The sequence below is a fragment of the Pseudomonas sp. NBB genome (assembly GCF_032701105.1).
Taxonomy (GTDB): domain Bacteria; phylum Pseudomonadota; class Gammaproteobacteria; order Pseudomonadales; family Pseudomonadaceae; genus Aquipseudomonas; species Aquipseudomonas asiatica.
Window position 1 is genome coordinate 4797184 of the sequence record NZ_CP103994.1, and the last position, 26985, is coordinate 4824168.

At 63.9% G+C, this 26985-nt stretch carries 22 protein-coding genes and 1 tRNA gene; 17 read left to right on the forward strand and 6 right to left on the reverse strand.

The window, feature by feature from the left end; genetic code table 11:
- Positions 1 to 79: 79 nt before the first annotated feature.
- Positions 80 to 1459, reverse strand: coding sequence for a sensor histidine kinase (locus NY023_RS22205; RefSeq protein WP_013974004.1), 1380 nt, complete (start codon positions 1457 to 1459; stop codon positions 80 to 82).
- Positions 1452 to 2123 carry a response regulator gene (locus NY023_RS22210; RefSeq protein ID WP_013974005.1) on the reverse strand — a complete coding sequence of 224 codons (672 nt, stop codon included), beginning with the start codon at positions 2121 to 2123 and terminating at the stop codon, positions 1452 to 1454. Before NY023_RS22210 ends, NY023_RS22205 begins: the two co-directional genes overlap by 8 nt.
- 200 nt (positions 2124 to 2323) lie before the next feature.
- Here NY023_RS22210 and NY023_RS22215 point away from each other — a divergent pair, with 200 nt between their 5' ends.
- The 5 genes from NY023_RS22215 (at position 2324) to NY023_RS22235 (ending at position 7841) form a co-directional block, all read left to right on the forward strand.
- Positions 2324 to 3613: an OprD family porin gene (locus NY023_RS22215; protein WP_013974006.1), complete on the forward strand. Its 1290-nt coding sequence runs from the start codon at positions 2324 to 2326 to the stop codon at positions 3611 to 3613.
- A 46-nt stretch (positions 3614 to 3659) separates the two neighbouring features.
- Positions 3660 to 4640 carry a Bug family tripartite tricarboxylate transporter substrate binding protein gene (locus tag NY023_RS22220; RefSeq protein WP_013974007.1) on the forward strand — a complete coding sequence of 327 codons (981 nt, stop codon included), beginning with the start codon at positions 3660 to 3662 and terminating at the stop codon, positions 4638 to 4640.
- A 200-nt stretch (positions 4641 to 4840) separates the two neighbouring features.
- Positions 4841 to 5299 carry a tripartite tricarboxylate transporter TctB family protein gene (locus NY023_RS22225; protein ID WP_013974008.1) on the forward strand — a complete coding sequence of 153 codons (459 nt, stop codon included), beginning with the start codon at positions 4841 to 4843 and terminating at the stop codon, positions 5297 to 5299.
- 3 nt (positions 5300 to 5302) lie between these two features.
- Entirely contained in the window at positions 5303 to 6817 is a 1515-nt protein-coding gene (locus NY023_RS22230) for a tripartite tricarboxylate transporter permease (protein WP_013974009.1), read from the forward strand.
- A complete protein-coding gene (locus NY023_RS22235) occupies positions 6810 to 7841 on the forward strand; it encodes an AbrB family transcriptional regulator (RefSeq protein WP_013974010.1) in 1032 nt (343 codons plus the stop codon). Before NY023_RS22230 ends, NY023_RS22235 begins: the two co-directional genes overlap by 8 nt.
- Before the next feature lie 120 nt (positions 7842 to 7961).
- Here the strand turns inward: NY023_RS22235 and ung are convergent, their stop codons facing one another.
- The gene (ung, locus tag NY023_RS22240) at positions 7962 to 8654 is read right to left on the reverse strand and encodes a uracil-DNA glycosylase (RefSeq protein ID WP_044047153.1); all 693 of its coding nucleotides are present in this window, start codon (positions 8652 to 8654) and stop codon (positions 7962 to 7964) included.
- Positions 8655 to 8780: 126 nt separating this feature from the next.
- Here ung and NY023_RS22245 point away from each other — a divergent pair, with 126 nt between their 5' ends.
- The gene (locus NY023_RS22245) at positions 8781 to 9887 is read left to right on the forward strand and encodes an enoyl-CoA hydratase/isomerase family protein (protein ID WP_013974012.1); all 1107 of its coding nucleotides are present in this window, start codon (positions 8781 to 8783) and stop codon (positions 9885 to 9887) included.
- A gap of 147 nt (positions 9888 to 10034) precedes the next feature.
- Here NY023_RS22245 and NY023_RS22250 read toward each other — a convergent pair whose 3' ends face one another.
- Positions 10035 to 10487: a hypothetical protein gene (locus NY023_RS22250; RefSeq protein ID WP_024087683.1), complete on the reverse strand. Its 453-nt coding sequence runs from the start codon at positions 10485 to 10487 to the stop codon at positions 10035 to 10037.
- Between the two features lie 143 nt (positions 10488 to 10630).
- On the opposite strand from NY023_RS22250, the gene NY023_RS22255 reads away from it, so the two are divergent.
- The 7 genes from NY023_RS22255 to NY023_RS22285 all read left to right on the forward strand — a co-directional run bounded on the left by NY023_RS22255 (position 10631) and on the right by NY023_RS22285 (position 17533).
- Positions 10631 to 10843: a cysteine-rich CWC family protein gene (locus tag NY023_RS22255; protein WP_015271611.1), complete on the forward strand. Its 213-nt coding sequence runs from the start codon at positions 10631 to 10633 to the stop codon at positions 10841 to 10843.
- A 9-nt stretch (positions 10844 to 10852) separates the two neighbouring features.
- The gene (locus NY023_RS22260; RefSeq protein ID WP_013974015.1) at positions 10853 to 11545 is read left to right on the forward strand and encodes a pseudouridine synthase; all 693 of its coding nucleotides are present in this window, start codon (positions 10853 to 10855) and stop codon (positions 11543 to 11545) included.
- Between the two features lie 449 nt (positions 11546 to 11994).
- Entirely contained in the window at positions 11995 to 12882 is an 888-nt protein-coding gene (locus tag NY023_RS22265) for an alpha/beta fold hydrolase (RefSeq protein ID WP_013974016.1), read from the forward strand.
- A gap of 111 nt (positions 12883 to 12993) precedes the next feature.
- Positions 12994 to 13067 (forward strand) — tRNA-Gly (locus NY023_RS22270).
- A 165-nt stretch (positions 13068 to 13232) separates the two neighbouring features.
- On the forward strand, positions 13233 to 14939 hold the full coding sequence (locus NY023_RS22275) for a SulP family inorganic anion transporter (protein WP_013974017.1): 1707 nt from the start codon (positions 13233 to 13235) through the stop codon (positions 14937 to 14939).
- Positions 14940 to 15101: 162 nt separating this feature from the next.
- Positions 15102 to 16349 carry an IS256 family transposase gene (locus NY023_RS22280; RefSeq protein WP_013970710.1) on the forward strand — a complete coding sequence of 416 codons (1248 nt, stop codon included), beginning with the start codon at positions 15102 to 15104 and terminating at the stop codon, positions 16347 to 16349.
- A 176-nt stretch (positions 16350 to 16525) separates the two neighbouring features.
- Complete coding sequence (locus NY023_RS22285) at positions 16526 to 17533, forward strand: DUF4917 family protein (RefSeq protein WP_013974018.1); 1008 nt, start codon at positions 16526 to 16528, stop codon at positions 17531 to 17533.
- Positions 17534 to 17577: 44 nt separating this feature from the next.
- Here the strand turns inward: NY023_RS22285 and NY023_RS22290 are convergent, their stop codons facing one another.
- Both NY023_RS22290 and NY023_RS22295 read right to left on the reverse strand, forming a co-directional pair.
- On the reverse strand, positions 17578 to 18792 hold the full coding sequence (locus NY023_RS22290; protein WP_013974019.1) for a class I SAM-dependent methyltransferase: 1215 nt from the start codon (positions 18790 to 18792) through the stop codon (positions 17578 to 17580).
- Between the two features lie 259 nt (positions 18793 to 19051).
- Positions 19052 to 19669: a TPM domain-containing protein gene (locus NY023_RS22295; RefSeq protein WP_013974020.1), complete on the reverse strand. Its 618-nt coding sequence runs from the start codon at positions 19667 to 19669 to the stop codon at positions 19052 to 19054.
- A 186-nt stretch (positions 19670 to 19855) separates the two neighbouring features.
- On the opposite strand from NY023_RS22295, the gene bglX reads away from it, so the two are divergent.
- The 4 genes from bglX to NY023_RS22315 all read left to right on the forward strand — a co-directional run bounded on the left by bglX (position 19856) and on the right by NY023_RS22315 (position 26980).
- Entirely contained in the window at positions 19856 to 22147 is a 2292-nt protein-coding gene (gene bglX / locus NY023_RS22300; RefSeq protein ID WP_013974021.1) for a beta-glucosidase BglX, read from the forward strand.
- A 148-nt stretch (positions 22148 to 22295) separates the two neighbouring features.
- Complete coding sequence (locus tag NY023_RS22305; RefSeq protein WP_024087686.1) at positions 22296 to 24053, forward strand: ATP-binding protein; 1758 nt, start codon at positions 22296 to 22298, stop codon at positions 24051 to 24053.
- A complete protein-coding gene (locus tag NY023_RS22310; RefSeq protein WP_038410115.1) occupies positions 24047 to 25381 on the forward strand; it encodes a sigma-54-dependent transcriptional regulator in 1335 nt (444 codons plus the stop codon). The genes NY023_RS22305 and NY023_RS22310 overlap by 7 nt, the downstream gene beginning before the upstream one ends.
- A gap of 279 nt (positions 25382 to 25660) precedes the next feature.
- A complete protein-coding gene (locus NY023_RS22315; RefSeq protein WP_003258436.1) occupies positions 25661 to 26980 on the forward strand; it encodes an MFS transporter in 1320 nt (439 codons plus the stop codon).
- The last annotated feature ends 5 nt before the right edge of the window (positions 26981 to 26985 follow it).

Consider the following 26985-nt stretch of genomic DNA (forward strand, 5'->3'; position numbering starts at 1 on the left):
GGGACCGCGCCGCTGCTGAAGGCTGCGCTGTACCTGTAGGAGCGGGTTCACCCGCGAAAGGGCCGGTACAGGCAACACATCAATCCGCGATAAAACTCACCCGCACCCGCAACCCGCCCTTCGCACCGTCATGCAGGCTCACCTGTGCCAGGTGCGCCCGGCAGATCTCGCCGACAATCGCCAATCCAAGCCCACTGCCCTGCGCACTGCGCCGGTAGAAGCGCTCGAATACCCGCTCACGCTCGGCCTCGGGAATCCCCGGTCCGTCATCCTCCACCTCCAGTACCGCCGGCGCCAGCACTCGCAAGATCACGTTGCCGCCAGCCGGCGTATGCGCCAAGGCATTGTCCACCAGGTTGCTCAACAGCTCGTTGAGCAGCGTCGGCTCCCCCTTCAGCCACACCGGCGCCTCGGCCTCCAGGGCCAGCGCCACCCCGCGTTTGTGCGCCAGCGGTGCCATGGCCATGCCCAGCTCACGAGCCAACTGACTCAGGTCCAGGCGCTGCGCGCCGCCTTCTGCAATCGCCCGCGCACCGTTCTCGACCCGCGCCAGCGACAGCAGCTGGTTGGCCAGATGGGTCAGCCGGTCGGTGCCCTGGGCCGCGGACTCCAGTGTCTGCCGCCACTCCTGCGGCTCGGTCGAACGCAGGCCCAGCTCGACCCGCGCCTTCAGCGCGGCCAGCGGCGTGCGCAACTCGTGGGCAGCGTCCGCGATGAACTGCGCCTGGCGCTCGAACTGGCCGCGCAAACGCTCAGTGAAATGGTTCAAAGCCCGCACCAGCGGGCCCAGCTCCCGCTGCACCTGCACCACCGGCAAGGCCCGCAGGTCGTCCGGCTGGCGCTCTTCCACCGCCGTGCGCAGGCGCTCCAGCGGCCGCAACGCGGCACTCACGGCAAACCACACCATCACCAGCGCGCCCAGCGCCAGCATCCCCAGGCGCAGCAGGGTATCGGCCATCAGGCCACGGGCCATGCGCACCCGCGCTTCCTCGGTCTCGGCCACACGGATTTCCGCCATGCCGTTCATGTTCGGCTCGCTCACCGGCTTCAGCAGGCTGACCACGCGCACGTCCTGGCCCAGGTAGGTGGCATTGTAGAACCGCGCCAGCGCCGGATAGTCGTCGGTACGCGGCGTGCCCGGCGGCGGCGCTGGCAGGTTCTCGTAGCCGGAAATCAGCCGCTGCTGGATGTCCAGCACCTGGTAGTAGATGCGCCCGGCACTGTCGTAGGCGAAGGTGTCCAGGGCCACGTAGGGCACATCCGCGCTCAGCGAACCGTCACGCTGGGACAGGCCTGCGGCAATCGTCCTTGCCGAGGCCAGCAGGGTCCGGTCGTAGGCAGTATCGGCGGCCTCGCGGCCGTTCCAGTAGGCGCTCAGGCCGCTGGCCAGCATCAGCACCACCAGCAGTAAGGCCAGGTTGCCGAGCAAGCGCCCACGCAGGCTGCCGTTGTCACGCATCGCGGTGCTCGAGCAGGTAGCCCAGGCCACGGAAGGTGACAATCGCCACCGGGTGGCCGTCGAGCTTCTTGCGCAGGCGGTGGATGTAGATTTCGATGGCATCGGGGCTGGCTTCTTCGTCCAGGCCGAACACCTGGGCGGCCAGTTGCTCCTTGCTCATCACCCGGCCCGGGCGGGCGATCAGCGCTTCCAGTACGCTTTGTTCGCGAGAAGTCAGTGTCAGGTTGTCGCCACCCAAGGTGAAGCGCCGGGTATCCAGGTCGTATACCAACGGCCCGCAGCGTTGCTGGCGCTCGCCACCGAGCACGCTGCGCCGTAACAGGGCCTTGACCCGTGCTTCCAGCTCGGTCAGCTCGAACGGCTTGGCCAGGTAGTCGTCAGCGCCCAGGTTCAGCCCATGAACCCGGTCCTTGACGTCGCTGCGCGCGGTCAGCATCAGCACCGGCAGGGTCTTGCCACGGCCGCGCAGGCGCGCCAGCACCTCGAAGCCATCCATGCGCGGCAAGCCGACATCCAGCACGGCCACGGCGTACTCCTCGCTGGCCAGGGCCAGGTCGGCGGCCACGCCGTCATGCAACACATCCACGGTCAGGCCATGGCTTTTCAAGGCCTGGGCCACGCTTTCAGCCAGTTGCAGGTGGTCTTCGACCAGCAGCACACGCATCGGATTCTCCCTGCTCGGGTGGGACGGTGGCGCGGAGTGTACCGCTGTCGGCAGGCCTGTGAAGCCCTGTCGACAAACCTTTCACGCTGAAAGGTTAGCGAAAGGTTGGTTACCTAGCATCGCACCACGGTCGCCCTACGCGCCGAAAAAAAGCACCAGCAAGGTGCAACGAATAAGAACAATAAACGGAGCCATCAGTGATGCTGTCATCGCAGCCGCAGGCGTTCGCGCCTACCCGTTCCTTTGCCGCACGCCCCTCCGCCATCGTCAGCGCCCTTGCGCTTGCCGGTGTCGCGCCGATGAGTCAGGCCGCCTTCTTCGAAGACAGCACGGCCACCTTCGAAACCCGCAACATGTACTTCAACCGCGATTTCCGCGACGGCACCAGTGCGCAGCAATCCAAGCGCGACGAGTGGGCCCAGGGCTTCATGCTCAACTTCGAGTCTGGCTACACCGATGGCACCGTGGGTTTCGGCCTGGATGCGCTGGGCATGCTCGGCATCAAGCTCGACTCCAGCCCCGACCGCACCGACACCGGCCTGCTGCCGACGCACGATGACGGCAAGGCCGCCGACGAGTACTCCAAACTCGGCCTGACCGGCAAGGTGAAGGTGTCGCAGACCGAACTGAAGATCGGCACTCTGATCCCCGAACTGCCGACCCTGCAGCCCAACGATGGGCGCATCCTGCCGCAAACCTTCGAAGGCGGCCTGCTGACTTCGAAGGAGGTCAAGGGCCTGACCTTCACCGGAGGCCGACTGGACAAGGCCAAGGACCGCAACGACACCAACTGGGAAGACCTGGCCCTGAACAACAAGAACGGCCGCTTCGGTGGCTCGTTCAACGCCGACAACCTGGACCTGGCCGGCCTCGACTACCAGTTCACCGATCGCATCACCGGCAGCTACCACTTTGCCCAGCTCGACGATATCTACCGCCAGCACTTCATCGGCATGGTCGCCACCCAGCCATGGGGCCCCGGCACCTTGGGCGCCGACCTGCGCCTGGCTGTGAGTGACGACGCCGGCGCCGCCAAGGCCGGCAACATCGACAACACCACCGTCAATGGCATGCTCAGCTACGCCCTGGGCGGGCACAAGGTCAGCGCCGCCTGGCAGCAATTGTCAGGCGACAGCGCCTTCCCGTACGTCGATGGTGCCGACCCGTACCTGGTCAACTTCGTCCAGATCAACGACTTCGCAGGCGCCGACGAGCGCTCCTGGCAGGCACGCTACGACTACAACTTCGCCGCGCTCGGCGTGCCCGGCCTGACCTTCATGACCCGCTACATCAGCGGCGACAACGTCAGCCGCGCCGCCGGTGGCGAGGGCAAGGAGTGGGAACGCGATACCGAAATGAAGTACGTGGTACAAAGCGGCCCGTTGAAGAACGTCGCCGTGCGCCTGCGCAACGCCACCTTCCGCTCCAACTTCGCCCGCGACGCGGACGAGGTGCGGCTGCTGGTGAGCTACAGCGTGGCGCTGTGGTAACCCCATAGCGATAACTTGATAACAACAACGCTCACGGAGAAAGACGATGACCTACTCACTGCGCCGCCTCGTCCTCGCTACCGGCTGCCTGCTGTTGGCCGGCAACGCCCTCGCTGCCGAACCGAAACGCCCCGAATGCATTGCTCCCGCCTCGCCCGGCGGCGGCTTCGACCTGACCTGCAAACTGGTGCAGAGCGCCCTGGTGCAGGAAAAAATCCTCACCAAGCCGATGCGCGTCACCTACATGCCCGGCGGTGTTGGTGCGGTGGCCTACAACGCCGTGGTCGCCCAGCGCCCGGCCGATGCCGGCACCCTGGTGGCCTGGTCCAGCGGTTCGCTGCTGAACCTGGCCCAGGGCAAGTTCGGCCGCTTCGACGAGAACGCGGTGAAATGGCTGGCCGCCGTCGGCACCAGCTACGGCGCCATCGCAGTGAAAAGCGACTCGCCCTACAAAACCCTCGACGACTTGGTCGCGGCGTTGAAGAAAGACCCGAGCAAGGTGGTGATCGGCTCCGGCGGTACCGTCGGCAGCCAGGACTGGATGCAGACCGCCCTGATTGCCAAGGCCGCCGGCATCAACCCGCGTGACCTGCGCTACGTCGCCCTGGAAGGTGGCGGCGAGATCGCCACGGCGTTGCTGGGCGGGCATATCCAGGTAGGCTCGACCGACATCTCCGACTCCATGCCGCACATTCAGAGCGGCAACATGCGCATCCTCGCGGTGTTCTCGGAAAAGCGCCTGGACGAGCCCGAGATGAAAGACATCCCCACCGCCAAGGAACAGGGTTACGACATCGTCTGGCCAGTGGTACGCGGCTTCTACCTGGGGCCAAAGGTGAGCGACGAGGAATACGCCTGGTGGAAGCAGTCATTCGACAAGATGCTGGCTTCGGAAGACTTCGCCAAGTTGCGTGACCAGCGCGAACTGTTCCCGTTCGCCATGACCGGTGCAGAGCTGGACGGCTATGTGAAGAAGCAAGTGGCTGATTACAAGACACTGGCCAGGGAGTTTGGCCTGATCCAGTAACACTGGCCGGAGTTACCACAATCCCTGCGGGAGCGGCCTTGTGTCGCGATAGGCCGCACAGCGGCCCCTGTCTCAGCCGATGCGATGCTTCAGACAGATCGCAGTGGCAGGTTTTGCGGCCGCTTCGCGCCCGATCGCGACGCAAGGCCGCTCCCACAGGATTTGCATCTCGCTTGCGTGATCCCAACGAGGATTCCTTCATGATCCTGCAACGCATCTTCGCCCTGGCCCTGCTGGCGGTGTGCTCCGCCCTGGCCGTGATGGCCTGGCCTTACCAGGCGGCGTTTTCCTATGAACCGGTGGGCCCGCGCGCCTACCCGCTGTTGACGCTCGGCCTGCTCGGCCTGGGCCTGCTGTACCTGGTGTTCCGCCCCACCCCCATCGTGCGCAAGGACGATGAACCGGAACTGGACCGCGAGACCCTGATCAAGATCGCCGCCTGCGTCGGCCTGCTGATCGTGTTCGCCAGCACCTTCGAAGCCCTGGGCTTCATCCTCAGCGCCATCCTGGTCGGCGTGCCCATGGCCCGCCTGTACGGCGGCCGCTGGCTGCACAGCGCCATCGTGGTGGCGGGCATGAGCCTGTTTCTCTACTGGCTGTTCGACCGCGTGATGGACGTGCCCCTGCCCCTTGGCCTGCTGAGCGTACTGGAGAACTGACACATGGATACCTTGAGCTACCTGGGCCAGGGCTTCGGCGTCGCCCTGTCCCCCTACAACCTGGTCACCGCCCTCACCGGCACGCTGATCGGTACCGTGGTCGGCCTGCTGCCGGGCCTGGGCCCGATCAACGGCGTGGCCTTGCTGATCCCCATCGCCTTCGCCCTCGGCCTGCCGCCGGAATCGGCGCTGATCCTGCTGGCAGCGGTGTACCTGGGCTGCGAGTACGGCGGACGTATCAGTTCGATCCTGCTGAACATCCCCGGCGAAGCCTCGACCGTGATGACCACTCTCGATGGCTACCCGATGGCCCGCAATGGTCTGGCTGGCGTAGCGCTGTCGCTGTCGGCCTGGAGTTCGTTCATCGGTGCGCTGATCGCCACCTGCGGCATGGTGCTGTTCGCACCGCTGCTGGCGAAATGGGCAATCGCCTTCGGCCCGGCGGAGTACTTCGTGCTGATGGTGTTCGCCATCGTCGCCCTCGGCGGCATGGCCGGCGACAAGCCGCTGAAAACCTTCATTGCCGCTTTGATCGGCCTGTTCCTGTCGGCAGTCGGCATCGATGCCAACAGTGGCGTGTACCGCTTCACCGGCGACAGCGTGCACCTGGCCGACGGCATCCAGTTCGTGGTACTGGTGCTGGGCCTGTTCTCCATCAGCGAAATCCTCCTGCTGCTGGAAAAGACCCACCATGGCCACCAGGCAGTCAAAGCCACCGGCCGTATGCTGTTCAACTTCAAGGAAGCGGCCTCGGTGTTCGTGGTCAACATCCGCTGCGGCCTGCTTGGCTTCATCATGGGTGTGCTGCCTGGTGCCGGTGCAACACTGGCGAGCGCCGTGGCCTACATGACCGAAAAACGCCTGGCGGGCGACAAGGGCAAGTTCGGCAAGGGCGACGCCCGCGGCCTGGCCGCACCGGAAACCGCCATCGGCGCCTCCTGCTGTGGCGCCCTGGTACCGATGCTGACCCTGGGCGTACCTGGCTCGGGCACCACCGCGGTGATGATCGGCGCGCTGACCTTGTACAACATCACCCCAGGCCCGCTGTTGTTCGAACAGCAGCCAGACATCGTCTGGGGCCTGATCGCCTCGCTGTTCGTCGCCAACATCATGCTGGTGATCCTCAACATCCCGATGATCCGCATCTTCACCCGCATCCTCGCCGTGCCAAACTGGGCGCTGGTACCGGTGATCGCCATCATCACCGCGATCGGCGTTTACGCCGTGCATGCCACTACCTTCGACCTGTTCCTGATGGTCGGTATCGGCATCATGGGCTATATCCTGCGCAAGCTGGACTTCCCGCTGTCGCCGATCCTGCTCGGTTTCATCCTCGGTGGGTTGATGGAGCAGAACCTGCGCCGGGCGCTGTCGATCTCCAACGGCGAACTGGGCATCCTCTGGTCGAGCCCGATCAGCATGTCGGTATGGGTACTGACCATTTGCATGCTGACCCTGCCGCTGCTGCGCATCTGGCGCAAACGCAGCCTGCAGCGCCGGGCGATGGCCGATGCCTGATCGCTCGTTGCCGTTGTTTGTCGCGACCGGGCTGGTCGGCCTTGCTGGCGGTTTTGCCGCCAGCAAGGTCGGCTGGCCTTTGCCGTGGATGGTCGGCTCGTTGCTGGCGATCATCCTGGTGCGCTGCCTGACACCCTGGCAGCTGCCGGAAATCCCCAATGGCCGCAAATGCGGGCAATGCATCATCGGTGTCGGCATTGGCCTGCACTTCACCCCGGCGGTGATCGAGCAGGTGGCCAGCCATTTCGCACTGATCTTCTTCGGCGCGCTGTTCACCACCTTGTCCAGCGTGATCAGCGTATGGCTGCTGCGGCGCACCGGTGAAGACCGTGCCACGGCGTTCTTCGCCAGCATGCCGGGCGGTTCGGGGGAGATGGTCAACCTTGGCGCCCGCAATGGCGCAGTGCTCAGCCAGGTGGCGGCGGCGCAAAGCCTGCGCGTACTGGCGGTGGTACTGTGCGTGCCGGCGCTGTTCAAGTTCCTGCTGGGTGACGGGGTACCGCTGAATCACACCGGCAGTGTGAGCTGGGGCTGGCTGGCGCTGATTGCACCGCTGGGCGTTGCCGTCGCCCTGCTGTGGCAGCGCTTGCGCCAGCCCAACCCGTGGTTGTTCGGGCCCTTATTGGTCGCAGCCACCGTGAGCCTGGCGGGCGACCTGCAGATAACCCTGCCCAATGGCGCCAGCCAGATCGGCCAGTGGTTGATCGGCAGCGGCCTGGCCTGCCACTTCAACCGCGCGTTCTTCCGCCGCGCACCGTCGTTCCTGGGCCGCACCCTGGTGGCCACGGCGTTGTGCATGGCGATTGCCGGCAGTGCCGCATGGGTGCTGAGCATGATGACCGCGCTGGATCTGCGTTCGCTGACATTGGGGATGATGCCGGGCGGAATTGCCGAGATGAGCCTGACGGCGGAGACCCTGCAGCTGTCGGTGCCACTGGTGACGGCGCTGCAGGTGATGCGCTTGTTGTTTGTGCTGTTTCTGGCAGAGCCGTTGTTCCGGGTGTGGAACGCAACCCCGGAATAATCGCGTCGCCTGCTTCGCGGGCTTGCCCGCTCCCACAGGAACTGCATCGCCCTCAAGGCAGGTGCTATCCCTGTGGGAGCGGGCAAGCCCGCGAAGCAGGCGACGCGTTCTTTCAGGTGATCACAGCGGTGGCAATGCCCAGTTGATCGGCGCCAGCCCGCGCTGCTCGAGGAAACTGTTGGCCCGGCTGAAATGCCCGCACCCCAGGAACCCACGGTAAGCCGACAACGGTGATGGATGCACCGATTTCAGCACCAGGTGCTTGGTCCCGTCGATCAGCTTCTGCTTGCTTTGCGCATGCGAGCCCCACAGCAGGAACACCACGTTCGGGCACTGCTCGCTAACCACCTGGATGATCCGGTCGGTAAAGAACTCCCAGCCCTTCTTGGCATGCGACGCGGCATTGGCGCGCTCCACGGTCATGGTCGTGTTGAGCAACAGCACACCCTGCTCGGCCCAGCTCTGCAGGTAGCCATGACTGGCAATCGGGATGTTCAGGTCGCGCTGCAGCTCCTTGTAGATGTTGACCAGCGACGGTGGCGTGGCCACGCCCGGCTGCACCGAGAAGCACAGGCCATGCGCCTGGCCCGGCCCGTGGTAAGGGTCCTGGCCAAGGATGACCACCTTCACCTGGTCCAGCGGCGTCGAGTTGAGCGCGTTGAAGATCAACGGCCCTGGCGGGTAGATCTCTTTGCCGGCGGCGTACTCGCTGCGCAGGAACTCGCGCAACTGATGCATGTAGGGCTGGTCGAATTCCGCGCGCAAGGCGGCCTTCCAGCTGGGTTCGAGTTTGATGCGATCGTCGTCAGTCATGGGGCCTTCCATAAACAATGGCGCGACACTAGGTAAGCCCTTCCCGCTTGTCAAACGATCCGACCGACGACCGGCATGTTCGGCCAGGCAAGCCATACTTGGGCGATGACTTGCGCGAGGTAGTCCATGGCCATTCATTGCGAGGTACTCACCGGCGCCGATGGCGCCCGCATCGGCATCGCCACCCTGGATGCGCCCAAGGCGCTCAATGCGCTGAGCCTGCCGATGATCGAAGTATTGGGCGAACAGTTGCACGCCTGGGCCCGCGACCCGGGAATCGTCTGCGTGCTGCTGCGCGGCAACGGTGCCAAGGCCTTCTGTGCCGGCGGTGATGTGCGTGCGCTGGTACAAGCCTGCCGCGACCACCCTGGTAGCGTGCCCCCGCTGGCCGCCACCTTCTTCGCCGCCGAATATCGTCTGGACTTTGCCCTGCACACCTATCCCAAGCCGCTGCTGTGCTGGGGGCACGGGCATGTGCTGGGCGGCGGCATGGGCCTGCTGCAGGGCGCCAATGTGCGTATTGTCACCCCCAGCAGTCGGCTGGCCATGCCGGAAATCAGCATCGGCCTGTATCCGGATGTGGGCGCCAGCTGGTTCCTTGCCCGCCTGCCGGGCAAGCTGGGATTGTTCCTCGGCCTGACGGGTGCGCCGATCAATGCCCACGACGCCCTGGACCTGGGCCTGGCCGACCGATTTCTGGGCGAGTACCAGCAAGAGGCGCTGATCGAGGAACTGCTGCAACTGAACTGGCAGGAACAGACCGCCCTGCAACTGAACAGCCTGCTCAAGGCCGAACAGCACCGCGTCTGCGCCGAGTTGCCCGAGGCCCAGTGGCTACCAAGGCGACAGGTGATCGATCAGTTGCTCGACGTGGCCGACGCAGCTGCCGCCTGGCGTGCGCTGGAGGGGCTCAAGCATCACGGCGACCCGCTGCTGGCAGATGCCGGCCAACGGTTGCATGAAGGTTGCCCGCTGACCGCACACCTGGTGTGGGAACAGATCCGTCGGGCACGGCACCTGTCGTTGGCGCAGGTGTTCCAGATGGAATACAACATGAGCCTGAACTGCTGCCGCCACCCGGAATTCAGCGAAGGCGTGCGTGCGCGCCTGCTGGACAAGGACAACCAGCCGCACTGGCACTGGCCCGATGTGGCGCAAGTGCCGGCGGCGGTGGTGGAGGCGCATTTTGCCAAGGTGTGGGAGGGGCGGCATCCGCTGGCGGATCTCGGGTAGCTTCGAGAAGTTGGGGCTGCATTGCAGCCCATCGCGACACAAGGCCGCGCCCACAGGTACAGCGATGGTTTCCAATGCTGCGCCGTACCTGTGGGAGCGGCCTTGCGTCGCGAAAGGGGCGCAACGCGCCCCCGGTTTTCAATTCACCTACCGCTGCCAGTTCCCCCCTTGCCCGTGCCCACGCCGCCCATCCCCGCGTCGGTCACCATCCCCCCGCCCGCTGGAGTGCCAACGGTCATTCTGCTGATAGCGCTGGCTGCCATCGCGATAATCATGACGATCCCGGTCGCGCCCATAGTCATACCGCTGGCGGTTGCCATAGTCGTTGCGTGGGTTGCCATACCATTGCTTCATCCCCGGCTGTGGATGAGACCGGTAGTGAGGCGCGGGCGCCGAGCGGTAGTAGTAGCGTGGCGCAGGCTGATAGTAATAACGGGGCTGCGGCGCTACGTAATAGCGGTCATAACGGTAATAATCCGGTGACACATAACGGTCGGAGTAGTAGTGGTCCGATCGGTAATAGCCCCCGCTCTCGTAGTACGGAACGCAGGCGGAAGTCATCAGCCCCAGCAGGGCGATCAACAGGATTCGATAGGACATGGCGGCCTCCTGGACCGCTGGAGTGCCCGAACAGCGGCGCTGGCGAGCGTCGATGCGAAATGCGATCATCGACACTGAATAAGACAGTGCCACCAAGGTGCAGTGCCATTTCTGCAACAATTTGATACAGGTGAATGGCAGCCATGCCCGACAACCAGCACTGCCCCGCTTGTGGCGCCCTCAACCAGTGCAGCTTGGCAGATCCGCGCCGAGCCACCCAGGCCTGCTGGTGTTACAGCGTGACCATCGACCCTGCCGTGCTCGAAGCCCTGCCCGCCGAGCTGCGCGACAAAGCCTGCCTGTGCCCGCGCTGCGCCGCCGTCGAAGAACAACTTCGCTCCCCCGCTTCCGACTGACCGTTTGCCATGCGCCTCGACCGTTTCCTCGCCAACCTGCCCAGCCACAACCGCCAGCAAGTCCGTCTGATGCTGGCGCAACGCCGTGTGCGGGTGGATGGCCAAGTGGTCAGCGACCCACTGGCCGAAGTGCGCGAATTCAGCCGCGTGGAGCTGGACGACCAGCTGCTGCAGGCTGGCCGCCCGGCACGCTACCTGATGTTGCACAAGCCGGCAGGCTGCGTCAGCGCCACCCAGGACCCGCAACACCGCACCGTGCTCGACCTGCTGCCAGCCGGTTTGCGTGAGGACCTGCACATTGCCGGGCGGCTGGACTTCAACACTACGGGCTTGATGATCCTGACCAACGATGGCCAATGGTCACGCCGGCTTACCCAGCCCGCGACCAAGCTGCCCAAGCACTACCTGGTGCAAACCGAGGACGAGATTGGCGAGCACTATGTGGCCAAGTTCCTCGAGGGCTTCTACTTCGCTTTCGAAGACCTCACCACCCTGCCCGCCCAGCTGAACATCCTCGGGCCGCGCCAGGCACGGCTGTCGATCATCGAAGGGCGCTATCACCAGGTGAAGCGCATGTTCGGCCATTTCGACAACAAGGTGGTGGGGTTGCATCGGGAGAGCATGGGGGCGATCCGGCTTGACCCGGGGTTAGCGCCTGGGGCGTTTCGTGAGCTGACGGCGGATGAAATAGCGACGGTCTAATCAGCCTGTACCGGCCTCTTCGCGGGCACGCCCGCTCCCACAGGCACACCACAGGCCTCCGGGCTGGTGTGATCCCTGTGGGAGCGGGCGAGCCCGCGAAGAGGCCGGACCAGACAGATCAGGGGTCGTCATACGACCGCTCAGCGACAAAAGTCACATTTTCCCCCGAACGGCACTTGCGGGATTCCCGACCCACTGCTTGAATCCAAATCGTCAGTCTGCATGTGACTACCAAGTCACGACCGCAGTCGAAGACACTTTTTGCCGGCCACCCAGGGCCTCGATGCCTTGGGGCACGGCGAATTGCCCGCCAAAAACAATACCGTCGACGCACGTGCCAAGGATCGACACAGGGCCCCCCGGTTTCTCTTCAGGCAAATGCCTACCTGTCATAAAGAACGTGCACCCTAGGTGACGCGAATACCCTTTTTGCGCCAGGAGTCGATGACATGAGGCCAGAAATCGCTGTACTTGATATCCAAGGTCAGTATCGGGTTTACACGGAGTTCTATCGCGCGGATGCGGCCGAGAATACGATCATCCTGATCAATGGCTCGCTTGCCACCACGGCCTCGTTCGCCCAGACGGTACGTAACCTGCACCCGCAGTTCAACGTTGTACTGTTCGACCAGCCATACGCTGGCAAATCCAAGCCGCACAATCGCCAGGAACGCTTTATCAGCAAGGAGACCGAAGCGCATATTCTCCTCGAGCTGATCGAGCACTTCCAGGCAGACCACGTGATGTCGTTCTCGTGGGGTGGCGCAAGTACGCTGCTGGCGCTGGCGCACCAGCCGCGGGGCGTGAAGAAGGCAGTGGTGAGTTCGTTCTCACCGGTGATCAACGAACCGATGCGCGACTACCTGGACCGTGGTTGCCAGTACCTGGCCGCCTGCGACCGTTATCAGGTCGGCAATTTGATCAACGACACCATCGGCAAACACCTGCCGTCACTGTTCAAGCGCTTCAACTACCGCCATGTCAGCAGCCTGGACAGCCACGAGTATGCGCAGATGCACTTCCACATCAACGAGGTGCTGCAACATGACCTGGGGCGGGCGCTGGATGGTGCACGCAATATCGACATCCCGGTACTTTTCATCAATGGTGACCGCGACGAGTACACCACGGTCGAAGATGCGCGGCAGTTCAGCAAGCACGTGGGCCGAAGCCACTTCAGCGTGATCCGCGATGCAGGCCACTTCCTGGATATGGAACACAAGGCCGCTTGCGAGGACACTCGCAGTGTCATGCTGGGGTTCCTGAAGCCAACCGTGCGTGAACCTCGTCAACGTTACCAGCCTGTAAAACAGGAGCAGCATGCATTGGCCATCTGAGCAACTCGGCGTCCTGTGGCTCAAACCCGCAAACCATGGGGCGCCGACAAGCTTTTTAATAACTTGGGCTTCTAATTCGTTGAGGGTTCTGGTAAAAAGTGCTGCGCAAACGCGGGTATAGTTTAGTGGTAAAACGAAAGCTTCCCAAGCTTTAGTTGAGGGTTCGATTCCCTCTACCCGCTCCACATCGCATTCCCGCATGGCGTTCCAGCAACGTCATCGCTGTCAAAAGGAGCCCAGGCTCCTTTTTTCGTTTCTCCCCCCTCCCTTTGACCTGCCCCATGGCCATTTGCCTGCCGATCCGCTTCAATGCGTGGATGGATTCGTGAAGCATTTCGAAAGGACGACGCATGTTTCTCTCCCGCTGGCTACCGGGCCTTGCCAACCTGCTGCACTACCGCCGCGAGTGGTTCCACGCCGACCTGCAGGCCGGCCTCTCGGTAGCGGCGATCCAGATTCCCATTGCCATCGCCTACGCGCAGATCGTCGGCCTGCCGCCGCAGTACGGCCTGTATGCCTGTGTGCTGCCGATGATGGTCTATGCCCTTATCGGGAGCTCGCGTCAGCTGATGGTCGGCCCAGACGCCGCTACCTGCGCGATGATCGCCGGCGCCGTGGCGCCGTTGGCCATGGGCGAGCCGCACCGGATTGCCGAGCTGTCGGTGATCGTCACCTTGCTGGTCGGGGTAATGCTGATCGCGGCTGGGGTAGCCCGGGCCGGGTTCATCGCCAGCTTCTTCTCGCGGCCGATCCTGATCGGTTATCTCAACGGTATCGGCCTGAGCCTGATCGCCGGGCAGTTGTCCAAGGTGGTGGGGTTCAAGATCGAGGGCGACGGTTTCATCCTCAGCCTGATCAACTTCTTCCAGCGCCTGGGCGAAATCCACTGGGTGACGCTGCTCATCGGCATCGCCGCACTGGGCCTGCTGATCTGGCTGCCACGACGCTACCCCAAGCTGCCTGCGGCGCTAACTGTAGTGGCGCTGTTCATGCTGCTGGTCGGCCTGCTCGGCCTTGACCGCTTTGGCGTCGCCATTCTCGGCCCGGTACCTGCCGGCATCCCGCAGCTGGCCTGGCCACACAGTAACCTGGCAGAAATGAAAAGCCTGCTGCGCGACGCCCTGGGTATCGCCACCGTCAGCTTCTGCAGCGCCATGCTCACCGCACGCAGCTTTGCCGCCCGGCACGGCTACGCGATCAACGCCAACCACGAATTCGTCGCCCTGGGCGTAAGCAACCTGGCTGCCGGGGTTTCCCAGGGCTTTGCCATCAGCGGCGCAGACTCGCGCACTGCGGTCAACGACATGGTCGGTGGCAAGAGCCAACTGGTGGGCATCATCGCAGCACTGGTCATCGCCCTGATCCTGTTGTTCTTCACCGCGCCGATGGCGTGGATCCCGCAGGCCGCGCTGGGTGCCGTGCTGCTGATGGCAGGCTGGGGGCTGATCGACATCAAGTCGCTGAAGCATATCCGCCGCCTGAGCCGCTTCGAGTTCTGGCTTTGCCTGCTGACCACGGTCGGTGTGCTGAGCCTGGGCGTGCTGCCCGGCATCGTGTTTGCCGTGACCCTGGCGATCCTGCGCCTGCTGTACAGCATCTATCAGCCCACCGACGCAGTGCTGGGCTGGCTGCCGGGCACCGAAGGCCAGGTGGACATCCGCAAACACAAGGATGCCCGCACCGTGCCAGGCCTGGTGGTGTACCGCTTCGACGACGCGATCCTGTTCTTCAACGCCGACTACTTCAAGATGCGCCTGCTCGAAGCGGTGCAGAGCCAGGAACGGCCCAGGGCCGTGCTGTTCGATGCCGAGGCGGTGACCAGCATCGACGTCAGCGGCATCGCCGCCCTGCGCGAAGTGCGCGACACCCTGGCCGCCCAGGGCATCTTCTTCGCCATCGCCCGTGCCCGCGGCACCTTCCTGCGCATGCTGGTGCGCTCGGGGATGGCCCGGGAGATGGAAGACAAACTGCTGTTCGGCTCGGTGCGGGCGGGCATTCGCGCCTATCGGGTTTGGCGTAACAGGAGTCGCGTTGGGCAACAGGCTGAACAAGGTTGAAGCGTTGCGTCGCTGCTACTGGCCATATCGCAGGCAAGCGGGCTCCCATAGGTACTGCACTGCTCTCAATGCCTGTGACGAACATGTGGGAGCTGGCTTGCCGGCGATAGGAGGGTGTCAGAAATTTTGTGTTCGGGCATAACATGAGTAAGAGGTGCATGTATGCCAACCAAAAAGAAACCCCTGCGTGACCTGCCCAAAATCCCCAAAGAGCTGCTGGAGCAGTTCGGTGAGGGTTTGATGACCGCAGAAGCTATCGAGGATGCCTCTGCGGCGTTCAAAAAGGCCCTGATTGAGCGAGCTCTGCATGCCGAGCTCGGCCACCACCTGGGTTATCCGCCGGGCGCGCAGCGCCCAGAGGATGAAACCAACCAGCGTAACGGTAAGAGTGGCAAGACGGTTTTGACCGGCGATGGCCCTCTTCGTTTGGAAATTCCCCGAGATCGAGACGGCAGCTTTGCACCCATTCTGATCCCTAAGCACGAGCGGCGGTACACCGGCTTCGATGACAAGATCATCGCCATGTACGCCCGAGGCATGACGGTCAGAGAGATCCGAGCCTTTCTGTCCGAGCAGTATGGAACCGACGTTTCGCCCGATTTCATCAGCTCTGTGACAGATGAGGTCATGGAGGAGATTGGCGCGTGGCAACAGCGACCACTGGAGCCGATGTACCCGGTCATTTTCTTCGATGCGCTGCGGGTGAAGATTCGCGAAGAAGGCCTGGTGCGCAACAAGGCCATTTACCTGGCACTGGGCGTTCTACCCGACGGGACGCGCGATATCTTGGGCATCTGGATCGAGAACACCGAGGGTGCGAAGTTCTGGATGAAGGTCTTTAACGATCTCAAGACGCGTGGTGTCGAAGATGTGCTGATTGCCGTGACCGATGGTCTCAAAGGCATGCCAGAGGCCCTCAGCGCCGTGTTTCCAGAGACGACGCTGCAGACGTGCATCGTGCACCTGATCCGCAACAGCCTCGACTTCGCGGCCTGGGACAAGCGGCGGGCTCTGGCCAAGGAGCTGAAGCCGATTTACCAAGCCATCAATGCTGAAGCGGCTGAGCAAGCACTCGATGAATTTGAAAGCGGGCCGTGGGGCGAGAAATATCCAACGGTGGTGGCTGCCTGGAGACGCGCCTGGGATCGAGTGATTCCATTTTTCGTCTTCCCTCCGGCCATCAGGAAGGTGATTTACACTACCAACGCCATCGAGAGCATCAACGCCCAACTACGCAAGGTCATCAAGACTCGCGGGCATTTCCCGAATGATGACGCAGCGACCAAACTGATTTGGCTGGGATTGCGCAACATAACAGCCAATTGGGGAAAACCGGCCCATGATTGGAAAAGCGCGATGAATCAATTTGCGATTCTGTACGGAGATCGGTTCATCAGGCCAACCTGGTGAAAATCAGGGCCTGCCTGGCGGCAGGCCATTACCGGCCCGAACACAAAAAAACTGACAGTCCCGGCGATAGGGCCAGTGCAGCCTGCACAAAGCAGTTGCCTGGACACCAACCCTCGCACGCCTTGCATGACATGCTAAAGTCGCCCCCGTTCCCGCTCCACCCAACGGACCCCAGCATGCCCGCACTAGACGCCACTCTCACCCCCTGGCCGGAACTCGCCGCCCGCCACCCTTGCGACGCCCTGCTGCTGGGCAACGGCGCCAGCCGCGTGCTGTGGAAGCCGTTCGGCTACTTCTCGCTGTTCGAGGAAGCGCAACGTGCCGGGCGCAAGAAAGGCCTGGCCGTCAGCGACCAGGCACTGTTCAAGTCACTGGGTACGGAACTGTTCGAGCCGGTGCTCAGCGCCCTCAACACCACCGTGCGCACCAACGCCGCGCTGGCCATCAACTCCACCGCGCCGCTGAACCGCTACTACTCGATCAAGGAAGCGCTGATCCACGCCGTACGCACGGTGCACCTGCCGTGGCCACTCATGCCGGCCACGACCCTGGCAACCCTCAACCAGGCCCTGCGCGGCTACCGCAGCGTCTACACCAGCAACTACGACCTGCTGCTACCGTGGGCCGTGCAACACGCCCCGCAGGGTTTCGCCGAACTGTTCGACGAGCAAGGCTTCTTCGACGTGCGCCGCACCAACGGCGAAGGCACGCGGGTGCTGCACCTGCATGGCGGCCTGCACCTGCTCAAGCTGCCCGACGGTACCACCCGCCAACGCAGTGCCGACAGCGCCGAACTGCTTGATGGTTTTGCCGTGAACATCCCGGGCGAAGTGCCGCTGTTCGTCAACGAAGACCGCAGCGACGAGAAGCTGCGCGCCATCCGCAACTCTGACTACCTGGGCTGGTGCCTGGGGCAACTGGCGCGGGAAAGCCAGGGGCTATGCCTGTTCGGGCTGCACCTGGACAGCAGTGACCAGCATCTGCTCGAAGCCATCCGACAGGCCCGACCGACGCATCTGTCGATTGCCATAAGGCCGTTGAGCGAGGCATCGGTGATCAACCAGAAGCAGCATTTTGTCGACAGGTTCGGGGATATGCCGGGGACAATGCTGCACTTCTTTGATGCCAGTACGCATCCGTTGGGACAGGCAGAACTGGCTATCGAGGCGCCAGCTCGCACCTGATCGCTCAACGCAGTCAGTTGCAGGAGCTGCCTGGCGTCGTAACGTCAGAGCAACCCATCCGCACGCAACAACGTCTCCAGGCAATGCTCCTGCACCCCGTAAAAGGCCTTGAGCTGCCCGATCTTCTCCAGCAACGCGCCGTTGTCCCCTGCCTGGCGCCGCTTCACCGCAAGAATCATCTTGTTCTTGTTGGTGTGCTCCAGCGAGATGAACTCGAACACCTTGGTCTCGTACCCGCAGGCTTCGAGGTACAGCGCGCGCAGGCTGTCGGTCAGCATTTCGGCCTGCTGGCCCATGTGCAGGCCGTACTGCAGCATCGGTTGCAACAACCCCGGGCTGTGCAGTTGCGGGCGGATCTGCTTGTGGCAACACGGCGAGCACATGATGATCGCGGCGTTGCAGCGAATGCCGGTGTGGATGGCGTAGTCGGTGGCGATGTCGCAGGCATGCAGGGCAATCATCACTTCGATGGCCTCGGGCACCACGCTACGCACGTCACCACACTGGAACTCCAGGCCCGGGTGCTCCAGGCGCAAGGCGGCGGCGTTGCACAGGTCGACCATGTCCTGGCGCAGCTCGACGCCGGTTACCTGCGCTTCGCGGCCCAGGCTATTGCGCAGGTAGTCGTGCATGGCAAAGGTCAGGTAGCCCTTGCCTGAGCCGAAGTCGGCCACCCGTAGCGCCTGCTCCGCCGGCACCGGTGCACTGGCCAGGGCGTGGTCGAAGACTTCGATGAACTTGTTGATCTGCTTCCACTTGCGCGACATCGACGGTATCAGCGCGCCTTGTGCGTCAGTAACCCCGAGGTCACGCAGGAACGGCCGTGAAAGCTCCAGATAGCGCTTCTTCTCGCGGTCATGGCCGCTGCTGCTGGCAGCTTCGCGTGGCGCCTGTGCGCCGTGGCGCTGGAGCATGGGCTTGCCCTTCTTGCTGAAGGTCAACTGCACTTCACCGTCGGCATCGAACAGGTGCGCGTTGCGGAAGCTGTCCGGTAGCAGCTCGGCGACCAGCGCCTGGGCCTGCTCCAGCGCCAGATTGCGGGTGATGTCACGGGTCTGGTGGCGATAGACCAGCGACAGGCACGGCTGGCCCTTGACCTGCAGCGGCTTAGCAATGATCCGTTGCAAGGTCTGGTCGGCACCGACATGGCGCGCCAATACCAGTTTGACCAGGGTATTGCCATGCAGGGCGGCGTTCAGCAGGTCGAGAAACTGGGTGCGCGCATCCGGCGCGGATGGGGCAGAAGAACTGGCGGACATGGAAAAACGGTGCCTCGGGTAGCGGGGAGCGCATGGCGCAATGCACGCATTCTACAGGGTGGCTAACTTCCTGTGGGAGATCGCCCAGTCCTTTGGGCTGCGCTGTCGCGTAGGGAACCGAATTCGCAAGCGGTACACGTACCCTGTGGGAGCGGCTTTAGCCGCGAAGAATCCAACGCGGTGCATGGCCCCGGCTGCGCCGGTGTTCGCGGCTAAAGCCGCTCCTACAGGGGGGCGCGTCAAGCCATCGGGGTTCGGCTCAATCGAGAATCACCAACCGGTTGGGCAACTCGTTACGTGCATGGGTAGGCGGCACATGTTCGCTGAGCAGTTCGCCGCATGCCTCGATGCACTCGACAAACCCCTGCAAGGTGCGGCCCTGGCGTACCTGTTCGGCAAGGCGGGCGACGATGGCCGCGCGGGCGGTGGCATCGAGATGGCGCTCAATACCGCGGTCGACCAGGATCTCCACATGCCGCTCTGCCTCGCTGACGAAGATCAGTACGCCCGTGGCACCAGCAGTGCGCTGCAGGTTCTGTTCGCGAAACTGCTGGCGGGCCAGGCGCGAAGCACGCCAGCGGCGCAGGGCCCGGGGGATCAGCCAGCCGGCCAGGCGCGGGCTGCGCAGCAGCAGGCACAAGCCTACGAACAGCAGCACATTGGCCACCAGCAAGCCACGCACTCCGGGCCAACCCAGCAGCCAGTGCAACAGGGCCGGCACGGCCAGCGCCAGCACGGCGGCCCAGAACAACGGCCAGTAGGCATAATCGTCGGCCCGGCGGGCCAGCACCGTCACCAGTTCGGCATCGGTGCGCCGTTCGGCACGGGCAATGGCTTCGGCGATCTGGCGCTGATGGTATTCGTCGAGGGGGGTCATGCCGTCGGTCTCTTGAGCGTTCTTATAGTTGTTGTCCCGGCATTCGGGGCTTCGTCCGCAGGCGACATATTCAGGCATAATCCGCCGCTGGAAGAAATGCCTGCGAATCGTACAACAATAGCCGCCTGAAAACTTCGGCCGCGCGCGTATCACCGTGGATACGGCACAGGCCTCACAACGGAATTGATGATGAAACTGTCTTTGCTGGGCCTGGCCATGGGCCTTGCCAGTCAGGCGGCACTCGCCGCCCCCTCCGCCCCGCCCCTGCAGGACAAGCAGGCGTTCATCGACCATCTGATCAGCCAGATGACCGAAGCCGAGAAGATCGGCCAACTGCGCCTGATCAGTATCGGGCCGGAAATGCCCAAGGATAAGATCCGCGAGGAAATTGCCGCCGGGCGCATCGGCGGTACCTTCAACTCACGCACGGCCCCCGAGAACCGCCCCATGCAGGACGCGGCGATGCGTAGCCGGCTGAAGATTCCGATGTTCTTCGCCTACGACACCGTCCACGGCGAACGCACCATTTTCCCGATCGGCCTGGGCATGGCCGCGACCTGGGACATGGACGCCGTCGCCAAGGTCGGCCGCACCGCCGCCATCGAAGCCGCGGCCGACGCCCTGGACATGACCTTCGCACCGATGGTCGACATCGCCCGCGACCCGCGCTGGGGCCGCACCAGTGAGGGCTTCGGCGAAGACACCTACCTGACCTCTAAGATCGGCCAGGTGATGGTCCGCTCGTTCCAGGGCAGCAGCCCGGCCAACCCCGACAGCATCATGGCCATCGTCAAGCACTTCGCCCTGTATGGCGCGGTGGAAGGCGGGCGCGACTACAACACGGTCGATATGAGCCTGCCGAAAATGTACAACGACTACCTGCCACCCTACCGCGCCGCGCTCGACGCTGGTGCCGGCGGGGTGATGGTGGCGCTGAACTCGATCAACGGCGTGCCGGCCACCTCCAATACCTGGCTGATGAACGACCTGCTACGCAAGGAGTGGAGCTTCAAGGGCGTGACCATCAGCGACCACGGTGCCATCCAGGAACTGATCCGCCATGGCGTCGCCCGCGACGGGCGCGAAGCCGCCAAACTGGCGATCAAGGCCGGCATCGACATGAGCATGAACGACACCCTGTACGGCGAAGAGCTGCCAGGCCTGCTGAAGTCTGGCGAAGTGACCCAGGCCGAACTGGACCAGGCAGTGCGCGAAGTGCTGGGTGCCAAGTACGACATGGGCCTGTTCAAGGACCCGTACGTGCGCATCGGCAAGGCCGAAACCGACCTGAAGGACTACTACGGCAACGACCGCCTACACCGCGATGCCGCGCGTGACGTGGCGCGCCGCAGCCTGGTACTGCTGGAAAACCACAACCAGACCCTGCCGCTGAAAAAGGCCGGCACCATCGCCCTGGTCGGCCCGCTGGCCGATGCGCCGATCGACATGATGGGCAGCTGGGCTGCCGACGGCAAACCGATGCACTCGGTGACCGTGCGCGAAGGCCTGCGCCGCGCCGTGGAGGGCAAGGCCAAGCTGGTCTACGCCAAAGGCTCCAATGTCACCGGCGACAAGGCGATGTTCGATTACCTGAACTTCCTCAACTTCGATGCTCCGGAAATCGTCGACGACCCGCGCCCGCCCGCGGTGCTGATCGACGAGGCGGTGAAGGCGGCGAAGCAGTCCGATGTGGTGGTGGCAGTGGTCGGCGAATCCCGCGGCATGTCCCACGAGTCGTCGAGCCGTACCACCCTGGAAATACCGGCCAGCCAGCGGGAGCTGATCAAGGCCCTGAAGGCCACCGGCAAGCCGCTGGTGCTGGTGCTGATGAACGGCCGCCCACTGTCGATTGCCTGGGAACGCGAGCAGGCCGACGCCATTCTGGAAACCTGGTTCGCCGGTACCGAAGGCGGCAACGCGATCGCCGACGTACTGTTCGGCGATTACAACCCGTCCGGCAAGCTGGCCATCACCTTCCCGCGTTCGGTCGGGCAGATCCCGATGTACTACAACCACACCCGTATTGGGCGGCCCTTCACACCGGGCAAGCCGGGCAACTACACCTCGCAGTACTTCGAGGAGCCGAATGGCCCGCTGTACCCGTTCGGCTATGGCCTGAGCTACAGCAGCTTCGAGCTGTCGGGGCTGAAGCTGTCGAACAAGGACCTCAAGCGTGGCGACACGCTGGAAGCCAAGGTGACGGTGAAGAACACCGGCAAGGTGGCAGGCGAGACCGTGGTGCAGTTGTACCTGCAGGATGTATCGGCATCGATGAGCCGCCCGGTGAAGGAACTGAAGAACTTCCAGAAGCTGATGCTCAAGCCTGGCGAGTCGCGCACGTTGAGCTTCCGCATCAGCGAAGAAGACCTGAAGTTCTACAATGGCCAACTGCAACGGGTTGCCGAGCCAGGGGAATTCAATGTCCAGGTCGGGCTGGATTCCCAGGCGGTGCAACAGCAGAGCTTTGAACTGCTGTAACTGACAGGTTTTGCCTGTACCGGCCCCTTCGCGGGCTTGCCCGCTCCCACAGGTACTCCGCAAGCAGATGGCCTGCGCGATACCTGTGGGAGCGGGCAAGCCCGCGAAGAGGCCGGCCCTGATCTCCCATTCAATCCGGATCCGCCCCATGCCCTTTTCCGTTCGCGCCCTGCGTCTGGGGCTGATCTCCCTGCTGATCGTGCTGGGCACCGCCCTCAGCGCCGGCTGGGCCATGCACCAGGCCAAGCGCCAGGCCATGGAAGCCGACGCCCAGCGTGCCAGCCAGCAGTTGGGCCTGTATGCCAATGCCCTGCACACGCTGATCGACCGCTACCGCGCCCTGCCCGCCGTGCTGGCGCTGGACCCGGAACTGATCGCCGCCCTGCGCGGCCCGGTCAGCGAACCGATGCAGGACGCCCTGAACCGCAAGCTCGAACGCATCAACGGCGCTGCCAACTCCTCCACCCTCGAACTGCTCGACCGCACCGGCCTGGCCATCGCCGCCAGCAACTGGCGGCTGCCCAGCAGCTATGTGGGCTCCAACTACGGTTTCCGCCCCTACTTCAAGCAAACCCGCAGCCAAGGCAGTGGCCGCTTCTACGCAGTCGGTGTGACCAGTGGCGTGCCGGGCTACTTCCTCGCCAGCGCGGTGAACGACGAGCATGGCCGCTTCCTCGGCGCCATGGTGGTGAAGCTGGAGTTCCCCGAGCTGGAACGCGAGTGGCGCCAGGGCAGCGACATCCTGCTGGTCAGCGATGCCCGTGGCATCACCTTCATCGCCAACCAGGACGGCTGGCGCTACCGCGAGCTGCAGCCGCTCAATGGTGCCGACCGTGCCGAACTGGCCGAAACCCGTCAGTACGACAAGCAACCGCTGGTGCCGCTGCAGCACCAGGTGCTGACCCGCTTTGCCGCCAACAGCACCCTCAGCCGCGTGCAAGGCCCGGAGGGTAGCGCCGAGTACCTGTGGGAAAGCCTGCCGCTGGAAAGTGAAAACTGGACCTTGCATCTGCTGCGCAAGCCGCAGGTGGCCGCCGACGGTCGCAATGCCGCCCTCGGCGCCGCCGCCGTATGGCTGAGCCTGGTGTTCGCTGCGCTGTTCGTCAGCCAGCGCCTGCGCCTTGCCCGCCTGCGCCAGCGTAGCCGGGAGGAGCTCAAGCGCCAGGTCGAGGAACGCACCCGTGAGCTGCGCACCGCCCAGGAGGGGCTGGTGCAATCGGCCAAGCTGGCGGCGCTTGGGCAGATGTCGGCGGCCATGGCCCATGAAATCAACCAGCCGCTGACCACCCAGCGCATGCAACTGGAAACCCTGCGTCTGCTGCTCGACCATGGCCGATATGACGAAGCACGCCAGGCACTGGAGCCGCTGGAGCAGATGCTCACGCGCATGGCCGCGCTCACCAGTCACCTGAAAACCTTCGCCCGCAACAGCCCGGTCGGCCTGCGCGAACGCCTCGACCTGGCCACCGTGGTCGACCAGGCACTGCACCTGCTGGAGGCGCGTATTCGCAGCGAAGAAGTGGAGGTAGCCCTGTACCTGGCGCGCCCGGCCTGGGTGCGCGGCGATGCCATTCGCCTGGAGCAGGTGCTGATCAACCTGCTGCGCAATGCCCTCGACGCCATGGCCGACAAGCGCTACAAACGCCTGGAAATCCGCATCGAGCCCGACGGCGAGCTATGGCGCCTGAGCGTGCTGGATTCGGGTGGCGGCATTGCCGAGGCCAACCTGGCCAAGGTCTTCGACCCATTCTTCACCACAAAGCCGGTGGGTGAAGGCCTTGGGCTGGGGCTAGCCATTTCCTACGGCATCGTCCACGAGGCCGGCGGCAAGCTGCAGGCCGAAAACCTGCCTGGCGGTGCGCGCCTGAGCCTTACCCTCCCCCGTGACCTGGAGCCTGCATGTTGAATTCAGTGATCGTCGTCGATGATGAAGCCAGTATCCGCACGGCGGTCGAGCAATGGCTGAGCCTGTCGGGCTTCAGCGTGCAACTGTTCGCCCGCGCCGAAGAATGCCTGGCACACCTGCCACGGCACTTTCCCGGGGTGATCATCAGCGATGTACGCATGCCGGGCATGGATGGCCTGCAGTTGCTCGAACGCCTGCTGGCGGACGACCCCGACTTGCCGGTGATCCTGCTGACCGGCCACGGCGATGTGCCCATGGCAGTGGAAGCCATGCGCAGCGGGGCCTACGACTTCCTGGAAAAACCTTTTACCCCGCAGCACCTGCTGGGCAGCCTGCGCAGGGCCCTAGAAAAGCGCCAGCTGGTCTTGGAAAACCGCCGGCTGCACGAGCAGGCCGATCTCAAGTCACGCCTGGAAGGCACACTGCTGGGTATGTCCCAGGGCCTGCAACAGCTGCGTCGGCAAGTGCTGGACCTGGCCAGCCTGCCGGTCAATGTGCTGATCCGCGGCGAAACCGGCAGTGGCAAAGAGCGCGTGGCCCGCTGCCTGCACGATTTTGGCCCACGCGCCGGCAAGCCGTTCGTCGCCCTCAACTGTGCAGCCATCCCCGAGTCGCTGTTCGAGGCCGAGCTGTTCGGCCATGAAAGCGGCGCTTTTACCGGTGCCCAAGGCAAGCGCATCGGCAAGCTGGAGTACGCCAACGGTGGCACGGTGTTCCTCGACGAAATCGAAAGCATGCCACTGGCCCAACAGGCCAAGCTGCTGCGGGTGATCCAGGAACAGAAGCTGGAACGCCTGGGGGCCAACCAGAGCATCAGCGTCGACCTGCGCATCATTGCCGCGACCAAGCCCGACCTGCTCGAAGAAGCCCGCGCCGGGCGCTTCCGCGAAGACCTTGCCTATCGCCTGAACGTGGCCGAGTTGCGCCTGGCGCCGTTGCGTGAACGGCGTGAGGACATTCCACTGCTGTTCGAGCACTTTGCCCGTGCCGCCGGCGAAAAGCTTGGTCGCGCAGCCCCGCCACTGTCGGGCGCGCAACTGGCGCAGCTGCTGTCGCATGACTGGCCGGGCAACGTGCGTGAGCTGGCCAACGCGGCGGAGCGGCATGCATTGGGGCTGGGCTCGCCGAACATCGAGGTGACGCCTGCCGGGCAGTCGTTGAGCGAACAGATGGAAGCGTTCGAGGCGCAATGCCTGCGCGCGGCGCTGCGCCAGCACGGGGGCGAAATCAAGGCGGTGATGGAGGCCTTGCAGCTGCCGCGGCGCACGCTGAACGAAAAGATGCAGCGGCATGGGTTGGTGCGCGAGGACTTCATCGAGCGGGAATGAGCGGAAATCCGCCTATCGTGCTCGCTCACTAAGCAAATAACCGCTCATTAGCAGGATTCTTTTGGGGCTGCGTTGCAGCCCTTCGCGGGCACGCCCGCTCCCACAGGGAAACGCGAAGAGTCAGACGTCACGCGGTCCCTGTGGGAGCGGGTGTGCCCGCGAAGGGGCGCGCAGCGCCCCCATTTGAAGCCCAATGCACCCATTTGGCACACCTTCTGCAATCACCTGTGCAAGCTGCGCTACGGCGCGCTCCACAAAAACAACGAGAAGGTATCCCTGATGGATAATGCCACCTCCCTGCCAGCCGGGGCGTCCACCGCGCCTGCCACAGAAAAAACCACCGCCAGCCGCCTGAAGTCGATCTTCAGCGGGTCCATCGGCAACATGGTCGAATGGTACGACTGGTACGTCTACGCCGCATTCTCGCTGTACTTCGCCAAGGCCTTCTTCCCGGCCGGCGATTCCACCGCACAATTGCTCAATACCGCCGCGATCTTCGCCGTGGGCTTCCTCATGCGCCCGATCGGTGGCTGGTTGATGGGCCTGTACGCCGACCGCAAAGGCCGCAAGGCCGCATTGATGGCCTCGGTACTGCTGATGTGCGCAGGCTCGCTGGTCATCGCCCTGACCCCGGGTTACGAAACCATCGGAGTCGCCGCACCCATCCTGCTGGTCATTGCACGCCTGATGCAGGGCCTGTCGGTGGGTGGTGAATACGGCACCTCGGCCACCTACCTCAGCGAGATGGCCAGCAAGGACCGCCGTGGCTTCTTCTCCAGCTTCCAGTACGTCACCCTGATCTCCGGCCAGCTCATCGCCCTGGCGGTACTGATCGTCCTGCAACAGACCCTGACCACCGAGCAGCTGTATGCCTGGGGCTGGCGCGTACCGTTCGTGATCGGTGCGCTGTGCGCCGTGGTGGCCCTGTACCTGCGTCGCGGCATGGAAGAAACCGCCTCCTTCACCAAGAAGGAAAAGGCCAAGGAAAGCCTGATGCGCACCCTGCTGCGCCACCCCAAGGAGCTGATGACCGTGGTCGGGCTGACCATGGGCGGCACGCTGGCCTTCTACACCTACACCACCTACATGCAGAAGTACCTGGTCAACACCGTTGGCATGAGCATCAGCGACTCGACCACCATCTCGGCCGCCACGCTGTTCCTGTTCATGTGCCTGCAGCCGGTGATCGGCGGCCTGTCCGACAAGATCGGTCGACGCCCGATCCTGATCGCCTTCGGCGTGCTCGGCACCCTGTTCACCGTACCGATCCTCAGCACCCTGCACACCATCCAGACCTGGTGGGGCGCGTTCTTCCTGATCATGGCGGCGCTGATCATCGTCAGCGGCTACACCTCGATCAACGCCGTGGTCAAAGCCGAGCTGTTCCCCACCGAAATCCGCGCCCTGGGCGTGGGCCTGCCGTACGCGCTGACCGTGTCGATCTTCGGCGGCACCGCCGAGTACGTGGCCCTTTGGTTCAAGAGCGCCGGCATGGAGAGTGGCTTCTACTGGTACGTGACCGCCTGCATCGCCTGCTCGCTGCTGGTTTACGCGACCATGAAGGACACCAAGCAGCACTCGCGGATTACCACTGAGTGAGTGTG